The 21,426-nt window shown below is 73.9% G+C and carries 21 protein-coding genes; 15 read left to right on the top strand and 6 right to left on the bottom strand.

Going from position 1 to position 21,426, the window contains the following annotated elements; all coding sequences use genetic code 11:
* Window positions 1-84 precede the first annotated feature (84 nt).
* Genes ruvX through FKD65_RS04955 form a run of 3 tightly spaced genes read left to right on the top strand, consistent with a single transcriptional unit; the run spans window position 85 to window position 2,530 of the window.
* Window positions 85-543: a Holliday junction resolvase RuvX gene (gene ruvX / locus FKD65_RS04965; protein WP_141576359.1), complete on the top strand. Its 459-nt coding sequence runs from the start codon at window positions 85-87 to the stop codon at window positions 541-543.
* Window positions 540-1,700, top strand: coding sequence for an endolytic transglycosylase MltG (gene mltG, locus FKD65_RS04960; RefSeq protein WP_141576358.1), 1,161 nt, complete (start codon window positions 540-542; stop codon window positions 1,698-1,700). Before ruvX ends, mltG begins: the two co-directional genes overlap by 4 nt.
* Window positions 1,697-2,530: a shikimate dehydrogenase gene (locus FKD65_RS04955; RefSeq protein WP_141576357.1), complete on the top strand. Its 834-nt coding sequence runs from the start codon at window positions 1,697-1,699 to the stop codon at window positions 2,528-2,530. The genes mltG and FKD65_RS04955 overlap by 4 nt, the downstream gene beginning before the upstream one ends.
* Window positions 2,531-2,536: 6 nt before the next feature.
* On the opposite strand, the gene FKD65_RS04950 is transcribed toward FKD65_RS04955, so the two are convergent.
* A complete protein-coding gene (locus tag FKD65_RS04950) occupies window positions 2,537-3,916 on the bottom strand; it encodes a prenyltransferase/squalene oxidase repeat-containing protein (protein WP_168220951.1) in 1,380 nt (459 codons plus the stop codon).
* A 151-nt stretch (window positions 3,917-4,067) separates the two neighbouring features.
* Between FKD65_RS04950 and FKD65_RS04945 the strand changes: the two genes are divergently transcribed.
* A complete protein-coding gene (locus FKD65_RS04945; protein WP_168220950.1) occupies window positions 4,068-4,772 on the top strand; it encodes an HIT family protein in 705 nt (234 codons plus the stop codon).
* Here the strand turns inward: FKD65_RS04945 and FKD65_RS04940 are convergent.
* Together FKD65_RS04940 and FKD65_RS04935 are read right to left on the bottom strand one after the other, a co-directional pair.
* Window positions 4,748-5,686 (bottom strand): PfkB family carbohydrate kinase, encoded by a 939-nt coding sequence (locus tag FKD65_RS04940; RefSeq protein ID WP_141576354.1) that lies wholly within the window; start codon window positions 5,684-5,686, stop codon window positions 4,748-4,750. The two genes, FKD65_RS04945 and FKD65_RS04940, sit on opposite strands and share 25 nt — an antisense overlap.
* An 8-nt stretch (window positions 5,687-5,694) precedes the next feature.
* Complete coding sequence (locus FKD65_RS04935; protein WP_141576353.1) at window positions 5,695-6,186, bottom strand: NUDIX domain-containing protein; 492 nt, start codon at window positions 6,184-6,186, stop codon at window positions 5,695-5,697.
* A 520-nt stretch (window positions 6,187-6,706) separates the two neighbouring features.
* Between FKD65_RS04935 and infC the strand changes: the two genes are divergently transcribed.
* From infC to FKD65_RS04890, 9 genes are all read left to right on the top strand, one after another.
* On the top strand, window positions 6,707-7,255 hold the full coding sequence (gene infC, locus FKD65_RS04930; protein WP_089316320.1) for a translation initiation factor IF-3: 549 nt from the start codon (window positions 6,707-6,709) through the stop codon (window positions 7,253-7,255).
* Between the two features lie 182 nt (window positions 7,256-7,437).
* Entirely contained in the window at window positions 7,438-7,632 is a 195-nt protein-coding gene (gene rpmI / locus FKD65_RS04925) for a 50S ribosomal protein L35 (protein ID WP_067468638.1), read from the top strand.
* Window positions 7,633-7,702: 70 nt separating this feature from the next.
* Entirely contained in the window at window positions 7,703-8,080 is a 378-nt protein-coding gene (gene rplT, locus FKD65_RS04920) for a 50S ribosomal protein L20 (RefSeq protein ID WP_141576352.1), read from the top strand.
* Between the two features lie 34 nt (window positions 8,081-8,114).
* Window positions 8,115-8,954 carry an RNA methyltransferase gene (locus tag FKD65_RS04915; RefSeq protein ID WP_141576351.1) on the top strand — a complete coding sequence of 280 codons (840 nt, stop codon included), beginning with the start codon at window positions 8,115-8,117 and terminating at the stop codon, window positions 8,952-8,954.
* A gap of 285 nt (window positions 8,955-9,239) precedes the next feature.
* Window positions 9,240-9,731, top strand: a complete 492-nt coding sequence (locus FKD65_RS04910; protein WP_141576350.1) for an STAS domain-containing protein — start codon at window positions 9,240-9,242, stop codon at window positions 9,729-9,731.
* 188 nt (window positions 9,732-9,919) lie between these two features.
* The gene (locus FKD65_RS04905) at window positions 9,920-11,008 is read left to right on the top strand and encodes an ATP-binding protein (protein ID WP_302931587.1); all 1,089 of its coding nucleotides are present in this window, start codon (window positions 9,920-9,922) and stop codon (window positions 11,006-11,008) included.
* A gap of 133 nt (window positions 11,009-11,141) precedes the next feature.
* Window positions 11,142-12,251 carry a phenylalanine--tRNA ligase subunit alpha gene (gene pheS, locus FKD65_RS04900; protein ID WP_141576348.1) on the top strand — a complete coding sequence of 370 codons (1,110 nt, stop codon included), beginning with the start codon at window positions 11,142-11,144 and terminating at the stop codon, window positions 12,249-12,251.
* Complete coding sequence (gene pheT / locus FKD65_RS04895; protein WP_141576347.1) at window positions 12,251-14,737, top strand: phenylalanine--tRNA ligase subunit beta; 2,487 nt, start codon at window positions 12,251-12,253, stop codon at window positions 14,735-14,737. The genes pheS and pheT overlap by 1 nt, the downstream gene beginning before the upstream one ends.
* A 355-nt stretch (window positions 14,738-15,092) precedes the next feature.
* The gene (locus FKD65_RS04890; protein ID WP_141576346.1) at window positions 15,093-16,709 is read left to right on the top strand and encodes an ABC-F family ATP-binding cassette domain-containing protein; all 1,617 of its coding nucleotides are present in this window, start codon (window positions 15,093-15,095) and stop codon (window positions 16,707-16,709) included.
* A 54-nt stretch (window positions 16,710-16,763) separates the two neighbouring features.
* On the opposite strand, the gene FKD65_RS04885 is transcribed toward FKD65_RS04890, so the two are convergent.
* Genes FKD65_RS04885 through FKD65_RS04875 form a run of 3 tightly spaced genes read right to left on the bottom strand, consistent with a single transcriptional unit; the run spans window position 16,764 to window position 19,077 of the window.
* On the bottom strand, window positions 16,764-17,615 hold the full coding sequence (locus tag FKD65_RS04885; RefSeq protein ID WP_240809969.1) for an ABC transporter permease: 852 nt from the start codon (window positions 17,613-17,615) through the stop codon (window positions 16,764-16,766).
* Window positions 17,612-18,580, bottom strand: coding sequence for an ATP-binding cassette domain-containing protein (locus tag FKD65_RS04880; protein WP_141576345.1), 969 nt, complete (start codon window positions 18,578-18,580; stop codon window positions 17,612-17,614). The genes FKD65_RS04885 and FKD65_RS04880 overlap by 4 nt, the downstream gene beginning before the upstream one ends.
* A complete protein-coding gene (locus tag FKD65_RS04875) occupies window positions 18,577-19,077 on the bottom strand; it encodes a MarR family winged helix-turn-helix transcriptional regulator (RefSeq protein WP_141576344.1) in 501 nt (166 codons plus the stop codon). The genes FKD65_RS04880 and FKD65_RS04875 overlap by 4 nt, the downstream gene beginning before the upstream one ends.
* Before the next feature lie 162 nt (window positions 19,078-19,239).
* On the opposite strand from FKD65_RS04875, the gene argC reads away from it, so the two are divergent.
* Window positions 19,240-20,268, top strand: a complete 1,029-nt coding sequence (argC, locus tag FKD65_RS04870; protein ID WP_141576343.1) for an N-acetyl-gamma-glutamyl-phosphate reductase — start codon at window positions 19,240-19,242, stop codon at window positions 20,266-20,268.
* The gene (gene argJ, locus FKD65_RS04865; RefSeq protein ID WP_141576342.1) at window positions 20,265-21,422 is read left to right on the top strand and encodes a bifunctional glutamate N-acetyltransferase/amino-acid acetyltransferase ArgJ; all 1,158 of its coding nucleotides are present in this window, start codon (window positions 20,265-20,267) and stop codon (window positions 21,420-21,422) included. Before argC ends, argJ begins: the two co-directional genes overlap by 4 nt.
* Window positions 21,423-21,426: the final 4 nt, after the last annotated feature.

Genomic DNA, 21,426 nt, shown 5'->3' with positions numbered 1-21,426 from the left:
GCCGCCCAGCGGAGGCGAGGCCATGAGGCCCGTGAGGGAGCCGGTGCCAGGTCGGGCCCCGAGCCGCCTGACGGAGGCGAGGCCATGAGGCAGGGCGTTCGGCTCGGGGTCGATGTCGGGAGCGTGCGGGTGGGCGTCGCCCGTTGCGATCCCGGCGGGATCCTCGCGTCTCCTCTGGAGACGGTGAAGAGCGGCAAGGGAGACGTCGACCGGCTCGTCGACCTGGTCGCCGAGCACGAGGCGATCGAGGTGGTCGTGGGGCTGCCCACCTCGCTGTCGGGGCGGGAGGGGCCGGCGGCCCAGTCGGCGCGCAGGTTCGCGGCGCGGCTCGCCGACCGCCTGCCCCCGCGGACGGTCCGGCTGCACGACGAGCGGCTCACCACCGTCACCGCCGAGAGCGGCCTGCGGGCCGGGGGAGTGCACGGCCAGGCCCGCCGCAAGGTGGTCGACCAGGCCGCCGCGGCGGTGCTGCTCCAGGCGGCGCTCGACGCGGAACGGTTGACCGGGCGCCCCCCAGGGGAGATCGTCGGGGAGAGCTCATGAACGACTTGGACCTCTTCTCCGACCCGTACGGCGACGGCCCCCGGGCCGAGGAGCCGCGGGGCAGGCGCGACCAGCGGCGCCGGCGCAAGCGCCAGAAGCGCCGCAGACGCAGCGGGCGCGCCGCGGCGCTGTTCGCGATGGCGTTCCTCGTGGCGGTGTTCGGCACCGGCGGCGTCCTCGGGTACGCGTGGCTCGACGACAAGCAGCATCCGCCGGACTACGGGGGCGCCGGCTCGGGCAAGGTCACCGTCCAGATCAGCGACGGCGCGACGGGCTCGGTGATCGGCGCGACGCTGGAGCGGCACAGGGTCGTCAAGAGCTCCCGGGCGTTCGTGAAGGTCTACAACAAGGAGACCCGCGCCTCCAGCATCCAGCCGGGCTTCTACCAGATGCGGCTGCGGATGTCGTCCGCGGCGGCGATGGCGCTGCTGCTGGACCCGAAGTCGCGGGCCGGGAACCAGATCACGATCCCCGAGGGCCGGCGGGCCATCGAGGTCTTCGAGCTGCTCGCGAAGAAGACCGGCATCTCCGTCAAGGAGTTCCAGGCGGTCGCGAGGCGGCCGAAGAAGCTCGGGCTGCCCTCCTACGCGCGGGGCAAGGTCGAGGGGTACCTGTACCCGGGCCGATACGACCTCGACCCGAACGGCTCCGCGGAGCAGATCCTCAAGGAGATGGTGGCGCGGTTCAACCGGGAGGCCGAGTCCGTCGACCTCGTCGGCAAGGCCCGCGAGGCGAAGATGAACCCGGCGACCGTCATCACGCTGGCCAGCCTGGTGCAGGCGGAGGGCGGCAAGCCCAGCGACCTGCCGAAGATCTCCCGGGTGATCTACAACCGGGTGGCGCGCGGGATGCCGCTCCAGTTCGACACGACCGTCCTCTACGCGCTCAACAGGCGCACCCTGACGGTGACCAACGACGACCTCAAGGTCGACTCGCCCTACAACACCTACCTGCACAGGGGCCTGCCGCCCGGTCCGATCGCCAATCCGGGGCCGGACGCGATCGAGGCGGCGGTCTCGCCGGAGGACGGGACGTGGCTGTACTTCATCGCCACCGACCCGACGAGCAAGGTCACCAAGTTCGCCACGACGGAGCCGGAGCGGCAGGCGATCGAGAAGGAGTTCCGGGCCTGGCAGAAGGCGCACCCGGGCCAATGACGGGCACGACGGGGCACCGCGCCGCGGTGCTGGGGTCGCCGATCGCGCATTCGCTGTCGCCGGTGCTGCACCGGGCGGCGTACGCGGCGATGGGGCTGGACGACTGGTCCTACGAGGCGGTCGAGTGCGGCGAGGACGCCCTGGCCCCGCTGCTGGACGGGCTCGGGCCCGAATGGGCGGGCCTGTCGCTGACCATGCCGCTCAAGCGCGTCGCGCTCGGCCTCGTGGACACGGTGTCGGACCTCGCGGTGAAGGTCGGCGGCGCGAACACGATCGTCCTGCGGGACGGGCGGCGGCACGGCGACAACACCGACGTGTACGGCATCGAGACCGCGCTCGCCGAGGCGGGGCTGAAGGCCCCTTCCACGGCGCTGGTCCTGGGCGGCGGCGCGACGGCCGCGTCCGCGCTGGCCGCGCTCGCCGGGCTCGGCACGAGCGAGGCCGTCCTCGCGGTGCGCACCCCGGAGCGCGCCGCCGGCGCGGCCGAGGTGGGGGAGCGGTTCGGGGTCGCCGTCCGGGTCGTGACACTCGACGCGGCGCCGGCGCATCTTCCGTCGGACCTCGTGGTGTCGACGCTCCCCGGACGGGCCGCCGACATGTTCGCCGGGCCGGTCGCCGAGTCCGGCGCGGCGCTGTTCGACGTCGTCTACGCGCCGTGGCCCACGGCGCTCGCGGCGGCCGTCGAGAGGGCCGGCGGCACGGTCGTCGGCGGTTTCGGGATGCTCCTGCACCAGGCCGCCAGGCAGGTGGCCCTGATGACCGGCCGCGACGACGTGCCGGTGGAGGCGATGCGCGCCGCGGGCGAGGAGGAGCTCGCCCGCCGCGCCTGACCCGCCCTACGGCGGGGCGCGCTGCGCGCGGCGCCGCTTCACCGACTCGTCGACGCTGGTGAGGACGATCGGCAGGATGACGCTCAGCCAGAAGTCCTTCCACCCCCACAGGCCCGCGGCGACGCCGAGCGCGCTGCCGGAGCACACCAGGCTCAGCAGGAACGCCGCCCAGTGCCGCTGGGCCAGCGCGACCGGGTCGACCAGGCGGCGGTGCGGGAGCAGGTCGGCCAGCGCGCGCTCCCGGGCGTGGGCGCGCTGCACGACCATCGCGTCCGGCAGCCAGTGCAGGACGTCAGCGCTCCCGGCGAGCGGGGTCCGCGAGAGCGCGACCAGCGTCTCCAGCCGCCACCACAGCGTCCACAGCGACGTGCGCCCGCTGCCCGGGTAGCCGTTCCAGCGCGGGTCGGCGACCTCCCCGCGCACCAGCGTCCGGAACGCGCGCGCGACGGTCGCGCCGTGCGGGCCGCGCGGGTCGCGCAGCAGCGCGGCGAGCGCGATCGGCAGCCCGTAGTGCCAGAGGGCGAGCCGCCACACCGGCTCCGGCCCGCGGTCGGGCCCGGCGCACGGCGAGACGCCGTAGGTCTCGATCCACGTGTGGTCGTCGTCCGGGTCGAGGTGCTCCACCAGCCAGTCGTAGGCGTCCAGGAGCCGCTCGGTCCGCAGGTCCGGGCGCGCCTCGGACAGCGTCACCAGCGCGAAGGCGGTGTGCGTGACCGTGGGCAGGGACGTCTGCGTCGGCCCCCAGGCGGGACGGTGCGCGGTGCGGTCCGCCGTCAGCCACTCGACGCCGCGGTCGACGGCCGGGTCGTAGGGGTTGAGCTGGCTGAGGGCGCGGAGCGCGAGGCACGTCAGCCACACCCGGGACGGGCAGCCGCGCAGCGAGCCCCACCCGCCGTCGGGGTTCTGGTTGTGCAGCAGCCACCGGTAGGCGCGCCCCAGGTCGGGGGCGTCGTCGCGCAGGTCGCAGCGGGCGCGGGCGAGGAAGCGCGCGATCCAGCCGGTCGCCTCGACCACCGGCATGCCGAGGCTGGTCTTGGTGGCCCAGCCGCCGTCGCGCAGCGGGTCGTCGGAGCGGGTCTGCCGCGCGGCGAGGAGCGCCAGGCCGTCGTCGAAGTACTCGAACGCGCGCCCCGCCTCGGCGAACGCCATCAGCCCGAGCGCGGTGGCGGTGGTGCCGGGTTCCGGGCGCGCGAGCTCGTGGTACCAGCCGCCGCCCGCGCCGAGCGCGGGCGCGTAGGTGTCGCGCAGGACGTCCAGCGACTCGTTCAGACGGGCTTCGAGGACCGCCATGTCGATGGCGGGGACGGCCCCGCCGCGCGCGGCGGCCGAGCGGGCGGCGCGGGATGCGCGCGGTGCCGGGGAGGGGAGCGGGGACATCTGGTTCACGGTTCGGCCTTCTGCTCTTGTTGTTCCCGGCGGGCCGGGATTTGTACCTCGCGGTTCCGTGTCTGTGCCCGCGCCGCGGCGGGCGGCGCCGCGCGGCACCGGGCACGCTGGAGGGAGACCGCTCCCCGCGTTCCGCGATGCTGGAGGTGGCTTGGCCGAGCCGACCGTCCGGGACGAGCCCGGGCACGACTGCGTCCTCTGCCCACCGCTGCGGTTCCGCTTCAACGCCATGGCCGGGCTGCCCGGCGAGTCGGGCGTCATCGGCGGCGACCGCGACTTCTTCCTGGTCCCCGACGTCGCGCCGCTCGCCGAGGGGCACCTCCTGCTGGTGACGCGCGAGCACCACCAGTGCGCCGGGGACTTCCCCAGGGAGATGTGGGAACGCGCATGGCGGTGGCGCGACCGTGTCGCCCGCCTCTACCGGGAGGCGTACGGAGCAGACGACCTGCTGCTGTTCGAGCACGGGCCCGCGAGCCCCCAGGGCGGCGGTGCGTGCATCGACCACGCGCACTGGCACCTCCTCCCAGGATCACCGGGCGTGCGGGCCGTCGTGGAAGGGCAGGGGCGCCCCGGCGCCCCTGCCGATCACGAGACCCTCCGGGCCCACTACCGCGCGGGACGCTCGTACCTGCTGATCGAGGAGGGCGGCGCCGCCACCGTCCACCCGGGCGACGGGGTGCGGAGCCAGTTCCTGCGCTGGGCCGTGGCGGCCGCCGGCGCGGAGCGGCCCTGGCGCTGGCAGGAGACCTTCGGGCTGCCCGGCAGCAGGCGGCGTTTCCTGCGGACGCTGCGCGCGATGCGGACGGCGGCGGCCGCCCTGCCGGACTCCGGTCAGCCGCCCGACAGCCACCAGTAGAGCTCGCAGGCGGTCAGCCGGTCCCCGAACCCCGCGCGCCGCATACCGGCGGTGTAGCCGGTGGAGTACCCGGTCGGCGGCCGCCCCCGCCGGTGGGCGAGCACGCGCTCCAGGGACGTGGGGCCGAACCGCAGCAGCCACAGGGGGTCGCCGGGAACCGCGCGGTCGAGCACCGGTGTCAGGTCCCGCGGTTCGCCGCCGCCGTCCGGCGGCGGATGACCGAGCAGGCGCGCGAGGGTGTGCGCCTCGGAGACGACCAGGTCCGCCCGCTCCAGGACCGGGAGCACACGGGACGCGGGGAGCCGTGCGTCGATGTCGTGGGGGACGACGTCGAACGCCACCCGGGTCCCCGCCGCCCGCGCCGTGCGCACGGCCTCGTGGAGCGCCTCCCGGGAGTCGGCGGCCAGCAGCGAGTAGCCGTCCACGGCCAGGACGTCGGCGGCCTCGATGCCGGCCGCCGCGGCGCGCACGTCCGCCGCGGTGAGCCGCCGGGCGGGCGGCTCGTCCTGGACGACCAGCAGCCGGACGCCGGGCCCGCCGCCGCCCTGGTCGTCGCGCAGCATCACCGACACGCCGTTCGGGACGCCGGGCTCGACGACCAGGCGGTCGGCCGCGCCGATCCGGCGCAGCTCGCGGCGGATCGCCCCGGTGTGGTCATCGTCGCCCACCTTGGCCAGCACGTCGACCCGGCGGAAGTAGCCCACCGCGCAGCGGGCGAGGTTCACGGCGGTGCCCGCGGCCATCAGGCGCGCGGGGGCGTAGCAGAGCCGGTCGGCACCGAGGTCGGCGAAACGGACGCCCGGCAGTGACGCGCGCACCTCCATCCCCGCGTCCCCGACGACGAAGAGCGCGAAGCGGCGCTGGGCGGCGCCGTCGAGTCCCGGCCGTTCGAGGGGCGATCGCGGCGGCGCCATGCCCCGGTTCAGCCGGCGGGGAGGAGGAAGGCCCGCATGACCGGGCGCAGGCTCGGAATGAGCTCGTAGCCGCCGACCTCGCGCAGCGGCACCCAGGCGCACCGGTCCAGATGGTCGCCGGCGTCCTGGTTCTCGAGCGTGGCGTCCAGGGTCACGGGCCGGCAGCGGCGCGCCGCCGCCACCACCCGGATCTGCCCGCCGGGCGTGCCGCGGTCGGGCATGAACCACTGCCACAGGTGGAACGGCGGCCCCGGGTCGACCTTGAGGCCGACCTCCTCCCAGACCTCGCGGCGGACGTGGTCGTCGAGATCGAGGTCGGCGGCCTCCTCCAGCCGGCCGCCGGGCACCTCCCAGCGGCCCGGGTGGAACGGGTCGGAGGCGGCCTTGCGCACCAGCAGCAGCCGCCCACCGGCCACGATGAAGGCCTTCTGCGCGAACTGGAGCCGCACCGGCGGCACGGCGGTGAGGGGGCCGGCCGCGCCGGCGTCGACCGAGGGCATCGCGGGGAACCTCCCTGCTGCCGGCCCCGCCGGGGGCCGTCTCGCGACCACCGTAACAAGCGGCGGCCGCGGCGCCGAGACGCCCGCCGGGCCAGAACACCCTCACTTCGCGGCGGGGAACGCGGTGCCGCGGGAATCGCGGCGCGTCGCGGCCTGTTGTACCGGGTGGCGTACCCCGTCCCGGCGCTCGCGCCGTCGAGGGCCGCGCGGGTATCCGGCCTGGCGCACCGAGTCCCACCGGGTGGTATTCTTGGTGGCCGACCGGCCCTGTGCGCGCGACCATGCGGTGGCGCGTGCCGGGCGCTCAAGCGGAGGCCACCTCCCACCTGACCGGCCGAAGGCCGGTGGGTATCGGTCCGGCGAGCGGGCGTTCGGCCCGTCCCGCCGTCGTTCCCGGGCGGCACCGCCGTTCCCGGGAGACCGAAGGTGGCCCCGTGCGTGAGTCGTACGGGGCTTTTCTCGTGGAAGCCTCGGGGTACGACCGGTCCAACGAACTTGAGAACGGCCCCAAGGAGGTCCCATCAGCGCCGAACCGCGTATCAACGACCGCATTCGCGTGCCCGAGGTCCGGCTCGTCGGCCCGAACGGCGAACAGGTGGGCATCGTGCCCATCGCCAAGGCCCTTGAACTCGCGCGTGAGTCGGACCTCGACCTCGTCGAGGTGGCGCCCACCGCGCGTCCGCCCGTCGCGAAGCTCATGGACTACGGCAAGTTCAAGTACGAGTCCGCGATGAAGGCGCGTGAAGCGCGGAAGAACCAGGCGCACACGGTCATCAAGGAGATCAAGCTCCGCCCGAAGATCGACCCGCACGACTACGAGACCAAGAAGGGTCACGTGGTGCGGTTCCTGAAGGCCGGGGACAAGGTGAAGGTCACGATCATGTTCCGTGGTCGTGAGCAGTCCCGCCCCGAGCTCGGTTTCCGGCTGCTGCAGCGGCTCGCCGACGACGTCGAGGAGCTCGGCTTCGTCGAGTCGCGGCCGAAGCAGGACGGCAGAAACATGATCATGGTGCTCGGTCCGCACAAGAAGAAGACGGCCCGCGGGCAGGAGTCGGAGACCACCGTCTGACGGCCGTTCCGGGACCCGCCTCGCGGCGGCCCCGATCGCGACCTCGCGGCTGAGCGAAGTCGCGGCGTACGTACATTGAAGCCTGACCTGGCGCGTCCACGGATCGCCGTGCGATGCGCCGATCAGGCGCGCCTCCATGCCCCTCGGCACGGAGGCCGGGAAAGAGGGAGACGACGGCGACCATGCCGAAGACCAAGACCCACAGCGGTGCCAAGAAGCGCTTCAAGCTGACCGGCTCCGGCAAGGTGATGCGCCGCCGCGCCAACAAGAACCACCTGCTCGAGCACAAGCCGACCAAGCGGACGCGCCGGCTGTCCGGCCCGGCCGTGGTGGCCGACGCCGACGCCAAGAACATCAAGAAGCTGCTGCGCAAGTAGCACTCGACCAGGAACATCGCCGACCGGCCGAGGCCAGCACGGGCCCCGGCCCCCACGAAGGAGTCAGCACGTGGCACGCGTGAAGCGGGCGGTCAACGCCGCCAAGAAGCGTCGGGTCGTCCTGGAGCGGTCGAGCGGCTACCGCGGTCAGCGTTCGCGCCTGTACCGCAAGGCCAAGGAGCAGCAGCTCCACTCGATGACCTACGCGTTCAGGGACCGCAAGGACCGCAAGGGCCAGTTCCGCCGGCTGTGGATCCAGCGGATCAACGCCGCGGCCCGCGCCAACGGGATCACCTACAACCGGTTCATCCAGGGCCTGAAGGCCGCCGAGGTCGAGGTCGACCGGCGCATGCTCGCCGAGCTGGCCGTGAACGACGCCCCGGCGTTCGCCGCCCTGGTCAAGGTCGCCAAGGACGCGCTCCCGGCCGAGGGTACGGAGGCGGCCTGAGCCGGGCGACCGGCACACGGGCGATCACAGCGACATGGCGGGCCGCGAGCTGACCTCTCTCCGATCACCGCGGGTGAAGGCCGCTCGGCGGCTCGCCAAACGCGCCTTCCGGCGCCGCGAGAACCGGTTCCTCGCCGAGGGGCCGCAGGCGGTGCGGGAGGCGCTGGAGATCCCCGGCGGGCTCGCCGAGCTGTTCACCACGGCCGAGGCGGAGGCCCGCCACCCCGAGCTGGTGCTCGCCGCCGAGCGCGCGGGCGCGCCGGTGCTGCGCGTCAGCGGCGAGATCATGGCCGAGCTGGCCCAGACCGTCACCCCGCAGGGGCTCCTGGCGGTCTGCGAGTTCGTCGACGTCCCGCTGGGCGGGGCGCTGGAGGCCGGTCCCCGGCTGGTGACCGTGCTCGCGCACGTCCGCGACCCTGGGAACGCGGGAACCGTCCTGCGCACCGCCGACGCCGCGGGCTCGGAGGCGGTCGTGTTCACCGACGCGTCCGTCGACCCCTACAACGGCAAGTGCGTCCGGGCCTCGGCGGGCAGCCTGTTCCATCTGCCGGTCGTCGTCGGGCCCCGGTTCGACGCGCTGATCCCGGAGCTGAAGGGCGCCGGGCTCACCGTCCTCGCCGCCGACGGCGCGGGCGACCGCACCCTCGACGAGGCGATCGACGAGGGGACGCTCGCGCGCCCCACCGCCTGGGTCTTCGGGAACGAGGCGTGGGGGCTGCCCGACGAGATCCTCCGGCACGTGGACGAGGTGGTCCGCGTGCCCATCTACGGGCGTGCCGAGAGCCTGAACCTGGCGACGGCGGCGGCCGTATGCCTCTATGCGTCGGCCCGCGCGCAGCGCGGCGCCCGGGAAGCGGCTCCGGGCGGCAGGTGAGGCGGGGCCGCGCGAGGCGGTCGCGGTCGCGGGCGATCGATGCATTCCGTGATCGAATGGCCGCATGCGGTCGCGATAGGTGCCGCCTCGCGACCGGTGAGCTGGGAAGATGGTCTTCGCGTGGACGCGGGGCAGGGGGGCCTGCCGCCGCGCGGGACTCGTTCGCGGGTAGGAGCGGGAACCGCGACCGGCGAGGGATCACGCCGTCGCGATGCCGCGCCTAACGTGTTGATCAGTGGGTTGACCAGGGCGGCGACGAGGCCGCACAGAGTGGGGGCGAGCGTGATGACCGAGGAGACCAGGCGGGCCGCGAGAGCGGGCCGGCGGCCCCCGGAGGTGCGGTGCGGAGCCGGTGCGCTCCGGTCGCCGTCCGCCCAGGGCGCCCCGAGCGTGCACGCCGCCGACGGGCTGCGCATCGAGACCTCGCGGGTGCGGGCCGACACGGCCGTGGTCGCGGTGGCGGGGGAGATCGACCTGCGCACCGCCGGGCCGCTGCGCGACCTGCTCGTCGAGACGCACGGCCGGCTGCCGGGGGCGCGGCCGCGCCGCCTGGTGGCCGACTTCGCCGGCGTGCCGTTCTGCGACGCGGCCGGGCTCGGCGCCCTGGTCGCCGCGCGCAACCAGATCTCCGCCGCCGGCGGCGAGATCGCCCTCGCCGGGGTGCGGCCGGCGCAGCTGCGGCTGCTGAAGATCACCGGCCTGCACCGGCTGTTCGCGATCCACCGGGACGTCGAGACCGCCCTGTCGTGCCATGACTCGCCCACGAGGTCCGGATGAGTCGCGGATGTCCTGATCGGGCCCTTGGCGGAACGCGGCGATACCCCCCACCGGGGCTACACATGCCTTGCCGTGCGGCGGTTTCCGGGTCCCGTTAGGGGTCCGACTCGGGCTAGAGTCTCTATCCGACAGGCCGCGTTCTCACCGGTGTTCTGGAGGCCGCTGTGGGCGGAGAGGAATCCCCTCTCGTGGCCGCGCGCGGACCCGAGACGGGGTCCGGGCCGGGCCTCGAGGGGGGCGGCCCGGACGACCTGCCCGACGGGCTGATGGTCGCCGGCCGGGACGCCCGCGTCCTGGTGTTCAACGCCGCCGCCGCGCGGATCACCGGCGTCCCCGCCGGGTCCGCCCTGGGCCGCGACTTCCGCGACGTCCTGCCCCTGCACGACGCCGAGGGCCGCGACTGGTGGAAGTGCCTGGCCCCCTACGACGGCCTGTCCACCCGCACCCGGCACCCCGAGCGCGTGCTGTTCCTCCCCGGCGGCACCGAGGTCCTCGTGACCGCCGCGTACCGGCGCGACGCCGAACGGCGTGTGGAACGGTTCACCGTGTGCCTGCGCGACGCCCTGCACCGCGCCCGGCAGGAGCGCGACCGCGCCGACCTCGTCTCCACCGTCGCTCACGAGCTGCGCTCCCCGCTGACGAGCGTCAAGGGGTTCACCGCGACGCTGCTGGCCAAGTGGCACCGCTTCAACGACGACCAGAAGCGGGTGATGCTGGAGACCGTCAACGCCGACGCCGACCGCGTCACCCGGCTGATCACCGAGCTGCTCGACGTGTCCCGCATCGAGGCGGGCCGGCTGGAGATGCGCCGCCAGGTCGTCGACCTCCCCGAGGAGGTCCGCAAGGTCATCGCGGGCCGGGTCGCGGCGGGGGAGCCGGAGGACCGCTTCCGCTTCGAGGCGCGCGGCGAGCTGCCCGAGATGTGGCTTGATCCCGACAAAGTGGACCAAATCCTGGGCAATCTCGTCGAAAACGCGGTGCGCCACGGGGCGGGTACTGTCACCATTGTGGTGGAGCCGGACGCGCATAAGGAGGGGGCCGCCGTGTCGGTGCGCGACGAGGGCGAGGGCATCCCGCCCGAGGCCGCCCAGCGCGTCTTCCGGCAGTTCTGGCGCGGCCCCGGCGGCAGCCGCCGCGGCGGCACCGGGCTCGGGCTCTACATCGTCAAGGGGCTGGTCGAGGCGCACGGCGGCGTGATCACCGTGCGGCGGGCGCCCGGCGGCGGCGCCGAGTTCCGATTTACCGTGCCCGCAGGGGCCCCCGACTACGCCGGCTGACCGCGGCCCACATCCGCGGCACGGCACGGGACCCCTGGGCGGGCCAGCGCGTCACGCGCACGCTTTCCGGATGTCCACCGCCCGCGCACTAGACTGCGGGCGTCCCACGCCGACCGGAGTCGATCACACCACCATGTCTGCACCCAACAAGTCCTATGACCCCGTCGAGGTGTCCGCGCTGCAGCCCGAGGAGCTGGAGCGGGCCCGCGCCGAGGCGCTCGCGGCGATCGCCGCGGCCGCCGACCTCGACGCCCTGAAGCAGGTCCGGCTGGCGCACGCCGGCGACCGCTCACCGCTGGCCCTCGCCAACCGCGAGATCGGCGCGCTGCCGCCCGCTGCGCGGGCCGAGGCCGGCAAGCGCATCGGCGCCGCCCGGGGCGCGGTCGGCCAGGCGCTCAAGGCGCGCCAGGCCGAGCTGGAGGAGGAGCGCGACCGCCGCGTCCTCGTCGAGGAGACCGTCGACGTCACGCTCCCGTGGGACCGCGCCCCGCGCGGCGCCAGGCACCCGCTGACCACGATGCAGGAGCGGATGGCCGACGTCTTCGTCTCGATGGGCTTCGAGGTCTCCGACGGGCCCGAGGCCGAGGCGGAGTGGTTCAACTTCGACGCCCTCAACTTCCTGCCCGACCACCCGGCCCGCACGATGCAGGACACCTTCTTCGTCGAGTCGGAGGACTCCGGGCTGGTGATGCGCACGCACACCTCGCCGATGCAGATCAGGTCGCTGCTGTCGCGGCCGCTGCCGGTGTACGTGGTGGCGCCCGGCCGCACGTTCCGCACCGACGAGCTGGACGCCACGCACAGCCCGGTGTTCCACCAGCTCGAAGGCCTCGCCGTCGACGAGGGCCTGACGATGGCCGACCTGCGCGGGGGCATCGACGCGTTCGTCACCGGGATGTTCGGCGAGGGGCTGAGGACGCGGTTCAGGCCCTCGTTCTTCCCGTTCACCGAGCCGTCCGCCGAGGTGGACATGCAGTGCTTCGTGTGCCGGGGCGCGTCCGCGGAGCCGGGCGCCGAGCCCTGCCGCACCTGCAGCTCGGAGGGCTGGATCGAGCTCGGCGGCTGCGGCATGGTCAACCCGCGGGTGCTGGTGGCCTGCGGGGTCGACCCGGACCGCTACAGCGGCTGGGCGTTCGGGCTGGGCGTCGAGCGGACGCTGATGTTCCGGCACGGCGTGGAGGACATGTACGACATGGTGGAGGGCGACGTCCGGTTCACCCTCCCGTTCGGGACGGAGATCTGATGCGGGCCCCGCTTTCCTGGCTGCGCGAGTACGTCGAGCTCCCGGCCGGCGTGACCGGCCGCGCGCTGGCGGCCGAGCTGATCGCGGCGGGCCTGGAGGTCGAGACGGTCGAGCAGGCCGGCGCCGACATCACCGGCCCGCTCGTGGTCGGAGAGGTCCTGGCCATCGAGGAGCTGACCGACTTCAAGAAGCCGATCCGCCACTGCCAGGTGCACGTCGGTGACGCGAACGGTACGGGGGAGCCGCAGAGCATCATCTGCGGCGCCACCAACTTCGCCGTCGGCGACCGCGTCGTGGTCATCCTGCCGGGCGGAGTGCTGCCCGGCGGGTTCGAGATCGGCGCCCGCAAGACCTACGGGCGGATGTCCGAGGGCATGATCTGCTCGGTGACCGAGCTCGGGATCGGCGACGACCACAGCGGCATCCTCGTCCTGCCGCCGGACGCCCCGGTCGGCGCCGACGCGGTCGAGCTGCTCGGCCTGCGCGACGAGGTGCTCGACATCGCCGTCACGCCCGACCGCGGCTACGCCCTGTCGATCCGCGGCATCGCCCGCGAGGCCGCCACCGCCTACGGAGTGCCGTTCAGGGACCCGGCCGACGTCGAACTTCCCGTCGGCGACGGGGACGGCCAGGAGTCCTATCCGGCGAGCATCGGCGATCCGACCGCCTGCGACCGGTTCGTCCTGCGCGAGGTGAGCGGCTTCGACCCGGGCGCGCGGACCCCGATGTGGATGCAGGTGCGCCTGCACCGCGCGGGGATGCGGCCGGTGTCGCTGGCGGTCGACATCACCAACTACCTGATGCTGGAGCTCGGGCAGCCGCTGCACGTGTTCGACCGGGGCGCGCTCACCGGCCCGATCGTCGTGCGGCGGGCCGGGCCCGGCGAGCGGCTGGAGACGCTCGACCACGTCCAGCGGACCCTCGACCCCGACGACATCCTCATCACCGACGGGTCGGGGCCGATCTCGATGGCCGGGACGATGGGCGGGCTCGCCACCGAGATCGGCGACCTGTCGAGCGACATGGTCGTCGAGGCCGCGCACTTCGACGCCATGGGCGTCGCCCGGATGGGCCGCCGGCACCGCCTGCACAGCGAGGCGTCCCACCGGTTCGAGCGCGGCGTCGACCGCGAGCTGCCGCTGTACGCCTCCTACCGGGCGGTGCGGATGCTCGCCGAGCTGGGCGGCGCGAAGATCGAGCCCGGTGTGACCCACGCCGAGGCGCCGGCCGAGCGGGTCTCGGTCACGATGCCCGCCGGGCACCCCGACCGGGTGGCGGGCGTGACCTACGGCAGGGACGCGGTGGTCCGGCGCCTGGAGCAGGTCGGCTGCGCGGTGGCCGGAGACGAGGTGCTGACGGTGACGCCCCCGTCCTGGCGTCCCGACCTGACCGCGCCCAACGACCTCGCCGAAGAGGTCATCCGGCTGGAGGGGTACGAGGACATCCCGGCCCGGGCGCCGCGCCCGGCGGCGGGCAAGGGCCTCACCGTCGAGCAGCGGCTGCGCCGCCGGGTGGGCCGCGCGCTCGCCGGCGCCGGGTACGTGGAGGCGCTGGCCTTCCCGTTCGTCGCCGAGAAGGACCTGGAGGGCCTCCAGCTTCCGGCCGACGACGCCCGCCGGCGGGCGCTGCGCCTGGCGAACCCGATGTCGGAGGAGGAGCCGCTGCTGCGCACCACGCTGCTCCCGGGCCTGTTCAAGGTCCTGGCGCTCAACGTGGGGCGGGGCTTCGGCGACACCGCGCTGTTCGAGATCGGGGTGGTGTTCCGGCCGCGTCCGGACGCCCCGGAGCGCGCGCCTCGCCTCGCGGTCGACCGCGGGCCGACGGCCGAGGAGGTCGCCGCGCTGGAGGCGGCGCTGCCGGACCAGCCGCACCGGGTGGCGGTGGTGCTGTCCGGCGACCGCGAGCCGTCGGGCTGGTGGGGCGGGGGCCGTCCGGCGCTGTGGGCGGACGCGATCGAGGCGGCCCGCACGGTGGCCCGCGAAGTCGGCGTCGAGCTGACGGTGCGGGCCGACCAGCACGCGCCCTGGCATCCCGGCCGGTGCGCCGCGCTGTATGCGGGCGACACCCTCGTCGGGCACGCGGGCGAGCTTCACCCGCGCGTCACGAAGGCGTACGGACTGCCCGCGCGGTCGTGCGCGATGGAGCTGGAGCTGCGCCGCCTGGGCGAGCCGGTGACCGTGAGCGCGCCGCACGTGTCGTCGTACCCGGTCGCGATGCAGGACGTCGCGCTCGTCGTGGACTCCGGGACCCCCGCCGCGGAGGTCGAGTCGGCGTTGCGCGACGGCGCCGGGGAGCTGCTGGAGGCGATCCGGCTGTTCGACGTCTACACCGGCGAGCAGGTGGGCGAGGGCCGCAAGTCGCTGGCGTACTCCCTGCGGTTCCGCGCGCCGGACCGGACGCTCACGGCCGAGGAGGCGTCGCAGGCCCGCGACTCCGCCGTCGCCGCCGCGTCCGAGCGGACCGGAGCCGTCCTCCGGGGCGCCTGACGGACCACGGGGCGTGCCCCGGACCCCGTGCGGGGTCCGGGGCACGCCCTCGTCTCAGCGCGGACGGCGGCTCCAGGCGCGTCGGCCCGCGTGGAGACGGCTGCGCCCTTCTTTAACGCTACTTGTGTTGCGATAAGTCGTCGGGTATCGTCGACGGCGTCACATCGCCGCCCGGTTGGGGAGTCCATTGAGGATCTGAGGTCCGACACCGCGCAGTGGCCGCTCTCCGGCCCGCGCACGTGACCTCAGTGCGGACTCTTACCCGCCGGGCCTTCTCATGCCCGCCGGCGCGTCGCGCGATCCGCGGTGTCTCCATGCGTCCCGCAATTCTTCTGACCAACCATGGAGGCCGCCCATGTCATTCGCCATCGTGTGCTCGGACCTGTCGTTCGCGTGGGAGGACGGCACCGTCGTGCTGGACGGGCTGGACGCCGCGTTCGGCACCGGCCGGACGGGCCTGATCGGCGTCAACGGCTCAGGCAAGTCCACCCTGCTGAAGATCATCGCCGGTGAGCTGCGCCCCGGCTCCGGCACCGTGAGCGTCGACGGGGAGATCGGCTACCTGCCGCAGAACCTCGTCCTCGACGACGCCGCCGCGGTCTCGGACCTGCTCGGCATCACCGCGACCCGCGCGGCGCTGCACGCCATCGAGCGCGGCGAGGCCACCGAGGAGAACTTCGCCGCGGTCGGGGACGACTGGGACGTCGAGGAGCGCGCCCGCGCCGAGCTCGACCGGCTCGGCCTCGGCCACCTCGACCTGGACCGGACGGTCCCGACGCTTTCGGGCGGCGAGGCCGTGATGGTCGGGCTGGCGGCGCGGTTCCTCGCCCGGCCCGACGTCCTGCTGCTCGACGAGCCGACCAACAACCTCGACCTGGACGCGCGCCACCGCCTGTACGAGGCGGTCGAGTCCTGGACGGGCGTGCTCGTCGTCGTCAGCCACGACCGGGAGCTGCTCGACCGCGTCGACGAGATCGCCGACCTGCGCGAGGGCGCCGTCCGGTCCTTCGGCGGCAACCTCTCGGCCTACGAGGACCTGCTCGCCGTCGAACGGGAGGCGGCGGAGCGGACGGTCAGATCGGCCGAGACCGACCTGCGCCGCCAGAAGCGCGAACTGGAGGAGGCCCACGTCAAGCTGGCCCGGCGCAAGCGCTACGGCAACAAGATGCAGGAGAACAAGCGCGAGCCGAAGATCGTGATGGGGGCGCGCAAGCGGCAGGCCCAGGTCTCGGCGGGCAAGCACCGCATCATGCACGAGGAGCGGCTCGCGGACGCCCGCACGAGGCTCACCGAGGCGGAGGAGGCCGTCCGCGAGGACGCCGGGATCCGCATCGAGCTGCCCGCCACCCGCGTCCCGGCCGGGCGGACGGTGCTGACCGTGACGGGCCTCGGCGCCCCCGAGCCGGAGCCCGGCACGCTGGACGAGCTGATCGTCCGGGGACCGGAGCGGATCGCGCTGGTCGGGCCGAACGGCTCCGGCAAGACCACGTTGCTGCGGGCCCTCGTGGGCGACCGCGTCCCCGAGGGGACGGCCGTGAAGATCGGGGTGGACGGCGTCAGGTACCTGCCGCAGCGGCTCGACGTCCTGGACGAGGCTCTCAGCGTCGTCGAGAACGTCCGCCTGCAGGCGCCGTCGGCGCCGCCGGCGCGGATCCGGGCGGGGCTGGCGCGGTTCCTGTTCCGCGGCGCGCGGGCCGACCAGCCGGCCGGGACGCTGTCGGGCGGCGAGCGGTTCCGCGCCGTGCTGGCGTCGCTGCTGCTCGCCGAGCCCGCCCCGCAGCTGCTCCTGCTGGACGAGCCGACGAACAACCTCGACATGGCCAGCGCCGCGCAGCTCGGCCAGGCGCTCGCCGCCTACGAGGGCGCGCTGGTCGTGGTCAGCCACGACGTGCCGTTCCTGCGCACGCTCGGCATCACCCGCTGGCTGCGCATGGACCGGGCGTCGGGCCTCACCGAGGCCGAGCCGATGTAGCACGTGCGGCGGCCCCCGCGCGGACCGGTCCGCGCGGGGGCCGCCGAGGGCCGGTCAGGTCAGCACGCGCTTGGTGAAGGTGCGGGTCGCCCCCCATGTCAGCAGGGCCGTCCCGCCGACGATGGCGAGCATGAACGCCCACACCGGCATGTGCGGGATCTCCGGCGTGAGCGCGCTGCGCAGGCCCTCGCTCACGTACACCAGGGGGTTGAACAGGCTGAGGATCTGCAGCCAGCGGATGTTGTCGAGCGCCGACCAGGGGTAGTAGACGCACCCGAGCATGGTCATCGGCAGCAGCACCATCGCGAACAGCACCTGGACCTTCTGCGGGTTCATCAGGGTGCCGAGCAGCAGCCCGCCGGACGCCGACATCAGCGCCCCGACCACCATCACCGCGATCAGTACCGGCCAGTCGTCCACGTGCACCTCGGGGGACTGGCCCTCAGCGTGGATGAACAGCACCGCGGGGAACACCAGCAGCCCGCCGATCAGGCCCTGGACCGCCGCCGCGACGATCTTCTGCACGGCCAGCAGCGGCACCGGCACCGGCGCCAGCGCGCGGTCGGTGATCGACTTCTGCCAGTTCAGCTCCATCATCAGCGGGAAGATCACCGCCATCATCGCCTGCATGATGATCGACGAGCCGACGAGCCCGGGCAGCAGGATGGTGGAGAACGTGGGCCCGCCGGGCCCGCCCGCCATGGCGCCGCCCCCGAGCTTCGGCAGCACATAGGCGAACACGAACACGAACATGACCGGCTGCACCAGCACCCGGACGAAGGTCGACAGGAAGTTCTTGCGCATGACGAGCGCCTCGCGCGCCATCATCGCGGCGAACGTGCGGGGCACCGTGGCCCGCGCCGGCGGCGGTGGCGCCAGGACGGCGGGGGCGGAAGTCGCGGTCACTCGCGGTAGTCCCTTCCGGTGAGGGTGAGGAAGACGGTCTCCAGGCTCGGGCGCAGCTGCGTGGCGTCGGTGACGCCCACTCCGGCGGCCGAGCCGATCGTGACGAGCTCGCCGAGGATGCCGTCGGGCTCGGCGGCGAAGACGCGCACCTGGCCGCCGTTGACCTCGACCTTGCTGATGCCCTCGCGGTCGCCGAGGGCCTTGATCCCGTCCGGGGCGGGGGCGTCGTAGGCCACGGTGATGACGGTGTCGGCGCCGGCGCTGGACTTCAGCTGGTCGACCGTGCCGCTGGCGAGGACCTTGCCGTGGTCGACGACCGCGACCCGGTCGCACAGCGCCTCGGCCTCCTCCATGTAGTGGGTGGTGAGGACGATCGTCTGCCCGGCCGCCTGCAGCCCCCGCAGCACCTCCCAGAGGTTGGTGCGGGTCTGCGGGTCGAGCCCGGCGGTCGGCTCGTCCAGGAACAGCACCTCGGGGCCGTGCACGAGGGCGCGGCAGATCATCACGCGCTTGGCCTGCCCGCCGGAGATCTCGAACGGGTTGCCGCCGCGCTGCTCGGTCAGCCCGAACAGCTCCAGCAGTTCGCCCGCGCGCTTGCGGGCGTCGCGCGCGCCGAGCCCGAAGTACCGGCCGCGGAACTCCAGGTTCTCGGCGACGGTGAGCTCGTTGTCGAGGGTGTTGTTCTGCGAGACCACGCCGATGCGGCGCTTGATCTCGACGGCGTCCCGGACCACGTCCAGGCCGGACACCTGGGCGCTGCCGCCGGTCGGGACGACGAGCGTGGTGAGCATGCCGATGGTGGTCGACTTGCCCGCGCCGTTCGGGCCGAGCAGGCCGAAGAACTCGCCGCGCGGGACGTCGAGGTCGATGCCCTGGACGGCGGGCACCGCGGGGCGCGGCCCGGAGGCGGGATAGGTCTTCTTCAGGCCGATCGTGCGAACGGCGGCTTCGGGGGGACTGGTCACGCGCCGTCTCCCTTCGCTTCCTCGTCGGGGGAGTAGTTCTCGAGCTTGCTGATCAGGTTGAGCAGGAACCGGCGGACGGCCGGCTCGTCGGCCTCGTCGACGACGTCGTAGAGGCGCTGGAGGTCCCGGCCGATGGGAGCGGACTTCTCGGCCAGCAGCTGCCTGCCCGAGTCGGTGATGCGCAGCATCACACCGCGCCGGTCCCGGTAGGAGCGCTCGCGCCGCACGTGGCCGTTGCGTTCCAGGGTGTCGACGACCGAGGTGATCGTGGCGGGGGTGACCAGCAGCCGCCTGGCCGCCTCGCCGGGGCGCATGCCGTCCTCGACGATGAGCTGGCGGAGCAGGAAGTAGCCCGCCGGGCTGATCCCGTGCCGTTCGATGATGCGCCACACGAGGGGGCCCGACAGGCGGGTCGCCGCGCCGAAGAGCCGTCCGATGGGCCACTCCTCGACGGGGCCGAGCGCCGCCTTCAGGTCGTCGATGCCCTGGTTCTCCATGGGGACGATGTTAGGCCCCTGAAGTTTAGATGGCAAATCTTTAGGCATCTAACTACCTACTGTGGCACTTGTCTCAGCCGTGTGAAAGACGTAACCCGGCATTGAATAGGAATCCAGCCTCATGCATACTCTTGCTTACCGTTACCGAAGGGCAGAGTGGACATGGGAATCCGGACGGCGGTCGCGGGGGCCAGCGGCTACGCGGGCGGCGAGGTGCTGCGCATCCTCGCGGGGCATCCAGAGTTCGAGATCGGCGCGCTGACGGCGGGCTCCAACGCGGGCACCGAGCTCGGCGCGCACCAGCCGCACCTGCGATCCCTGGCCGGACGCGTCCTGGAGGAGACCACCCCCGGCACGCTCTCCGGCCACGACGTGGTGTTCCTGGCGCTGCCGCACGGCCGGTCCGGACCGCTCGCCGAGCAGCTCGGCGAGGACGTCCTGGTCGTCGACTGCGGCGCGGACCACCGGCTCGCCGACCCCGCGGACTGGGAGCGGTTCTACGGCACGCCCCACGCGGGCACCTGGCCCTACGGCCTGCCCGAACTGCCCGGCCGGCGGGAGGCGCTGCGCTCGGCCGGGCGCGTCGCCGTGCCGGGCTGCTACCCGACGGCCGTCTCGCTCGCGATGTTCCCGGCGCTCGCCGCCGGCCTCGCCGAACCCGACGTCGTCGTGGTCGCGGCGTCGGGGACCTCCGGCGCCGGCCGGGCCCTCAAACCCCATCTGCTGGGCAGCGAGGTGATGGGGTCGGTCTCGGCCTACGCCGTCGGCGGCACGCATAGGCATACGCCCGAGATGATCCAGAACCTCAGCGCGGCGGCGGGGGAGCCGGTCTCGGTCTCCTTCACCCCGACGCTCGCGCCGATGAGCCGCGGCATCCTCGCCACCTGCTCGGCGAAGGCGCGCCCCGGCGTCACCGCCGCCTCGCTGCGCGCCGCCTACGAGCGGGCCTACGCGGGCGAACCGTTCCTCGGGCTGCTGCCGGAGGGGCAGTGGCCCGCCACCTCCATGACCCTCGGCGCGAACACCGTCCTCGTCCAGGTCGGGCTGGACGAGGCGGCCGGCCGCGTCGTCGTGGTCGCCGCCGTCGACAACCTCACCAAGGGCACCGCGGGCGGCGCGGTGCAGAGCGCCAACCTCGCCCTCGGCCTCCCGGAAGAACTCGGGCTGACCACGATCGGAGTGTCCCCTTGAGCGTCACCGCCCCCCGGGGTTTCCGCGCCGCCGGCGTCGTCGCCGGGCTGAAGGACAGCGGCAGCCGCGACCTGGCCCTCGTGGTCAACGACGGGCCGTCCCGCGCGGCCGCCGGCGTCTTCACCCGCAACCGCGTGCGGGCCGCGCCCGTCCTGTGGTCCGAGCAGGTCCTCAAGGGGGCCCGGGTCCGCGCCGTCGTGCTGAACGCGGGCGGCGCCAACGCCTGCACCGGCGCCCCCGGCTTCCAGGACACCCACGCCACCGCCGAGAAGGCCGCCGCGCTGCTGGAGGACTCGGCGGGCGAGATCGCGGTGTGCTCCACCGGGCTGATCGGCGAGCGGCTGCCGATGGACCTGCTGCTGCCCGGCGTCGAGAAGGCCGCCGCCGAGCTGTCGCGCGGCGACGGCGGGCTCGCCGCCGCCGACGCGATCCGCACCACCGACACCGTCGCGAAGATCTCCTTCCGGCAGGGCGCCGGCGGCTACATGATCGGCGCGATGGCGAAGGGCGCGGGCATGCTCGCCCCGTCCCTGGCCACCATGCTCTGCGTCGTGACCACCGACGCCGACCTGCCCGCGGAGGCGCTCGACCGGGCGCTGCGCGCGGCCACCGGCGTCACGCTCGACCGGCTCGACTCCGACGGGTGCATGTCCACCAACGACACCGTGCTGCTGCTGGCGTCGGGCGCCGCCGAGGTGGTCCCGGACGAGGAGGAGTTCACCGCGCTGCTCACCGAGGTGTGCGGCGACCTCACCCGGCAGCTGCTCGTGGACGCCGAGGGCGCGTCCAAGGCGATCGCGATCGAGGTCGTCGGTGCCGCGTCGGAGGACGAGGCGGTCGCGGTCGGGCGCTCCGTCGCCCGCAACAACCTGCTCAAATGCGCGATCCACGGCGAGGACCCCAACTGGGGCCGGGTGCTGTCGGCCGTCGGCACCACCGACGCCGTGTTCGAGCCCGACCACCTCAACGTCGCGATCAACGGCGTGTGGGTGTGCCGGAACGGATCGGTCGGCGACGACCGCGACAAGGTCGACCTGCGCCCCCGCGAGGTGACGATCACCGTCGACCTGTCGGCGGGCCCGCACAGCGCCACCGTCTGGACGACCGACCTCACGGCCGACTACGTCCACGAGAACTCGGCGTACTCCACATGAGCGC

It is taken from the genome of Actinomadura sp. WMMA1423 (genome assembly GCF_006547145.1).
GTDB lineage: Bacteria > Actinomycetota > Actinomycetes > Streptosporangiales > Streptosporangiaceae > Spirillospora.
Note: the sequence above shows the minus strand (reverse complement) of the source record. Positions and strands in the feature narration are given on the sequence as shown.

Bases quoted from the DNA above. Each gene is read 5' to 3' on its own strand.
- ruvX (WP_141576359.1), top strand. From the start codon at position 85: ATGAGGCAGGGCGTTCGGCTCGGGGTCGATGTCGGGAGCGTGCGGGTG.
- mltG (WP_141576358.1), top strand. From the start codon at position 540: ATGAACGACTTGGACCTCTTCTCCGACCCGTACGGCGACGGCCCCCGG.
- FKD65_RS04955 (WP_141576357.1), top strand. From the start codon at position 1,697: ATGACGGGCACGACGGGGCACCGCGCCGCGGTGCTGGGGTCGCCGATC.
- FKD65_RS04940 (WP_141576354.1), bottom strand. From the start codon at position 5,686: ATGGCGCCGCCGCGATCGCCCCTCGAACGGCCGGGACTCGACGGCGCC.
- FKD65_RS04935 (WP_141576353.1), bottom strand. From the start codon at position 6,186: ATGCCCTCGGTCGACGCCGGCGCGGCCGGCCCCCTCACCGCCGTGCCG.
- rpmI (WP_067468638.1), top strand. From the start codon at position 7,438: ATGCCGAAGACCAAGACCCACAGCGGTGCCAAGAAGCGCTTCAAGCTG.
- FKD65_RS04915 (WP_141576351.1), top strand. From the start codon at position 8,115: ATGGCGGGCCGCGAGCTGACCTCTCTCCGATCACCGCGGGTGAAGGCC.
- FKD65_RS04910 (WP_141576350.1), top strand. From the start codon at position 9,240: ATGACCGAGGAGACCAGGCGGGCCGCGAGAGCGGGCCGGCGGCCCCCG.
- pheS (WP_141576348.1), top strand. From the start codon at position 11,142: ATGTCTGCACCCAACAAGTCCTATGACCCCGTCGAGGTGTCCGCGCTG.
- pheT (WP_141576347.1), top strand. From the start codon at position 12,251: ATGCGGGCCCCGCTTTCCTGGCTGCGCGAGTACGTCGAGCTCCCGGCC.
- FKD65_RS04890 (WP_141576346.1), top strand. From the start codon at position 15,093: ATGTCATTCGCCATCGTGTGCTCGGACCTGTCGTTCGCGTGGGAGGAC.
- FKD65_RS04875 (WP_141576344.1), bottom strand. From the start codon at position 19,077: ATGGAGAACCAGGGCATCGACGACCTGAAGGCGGCGCTCGGCCCCGTC.
- argC (WP_141576343.1), top strand. From the start codon at position 19,240: ATGGGAATCCGGACGGCGGTCGCGGGGGCCAGCGGCTACGCGGGCGGC.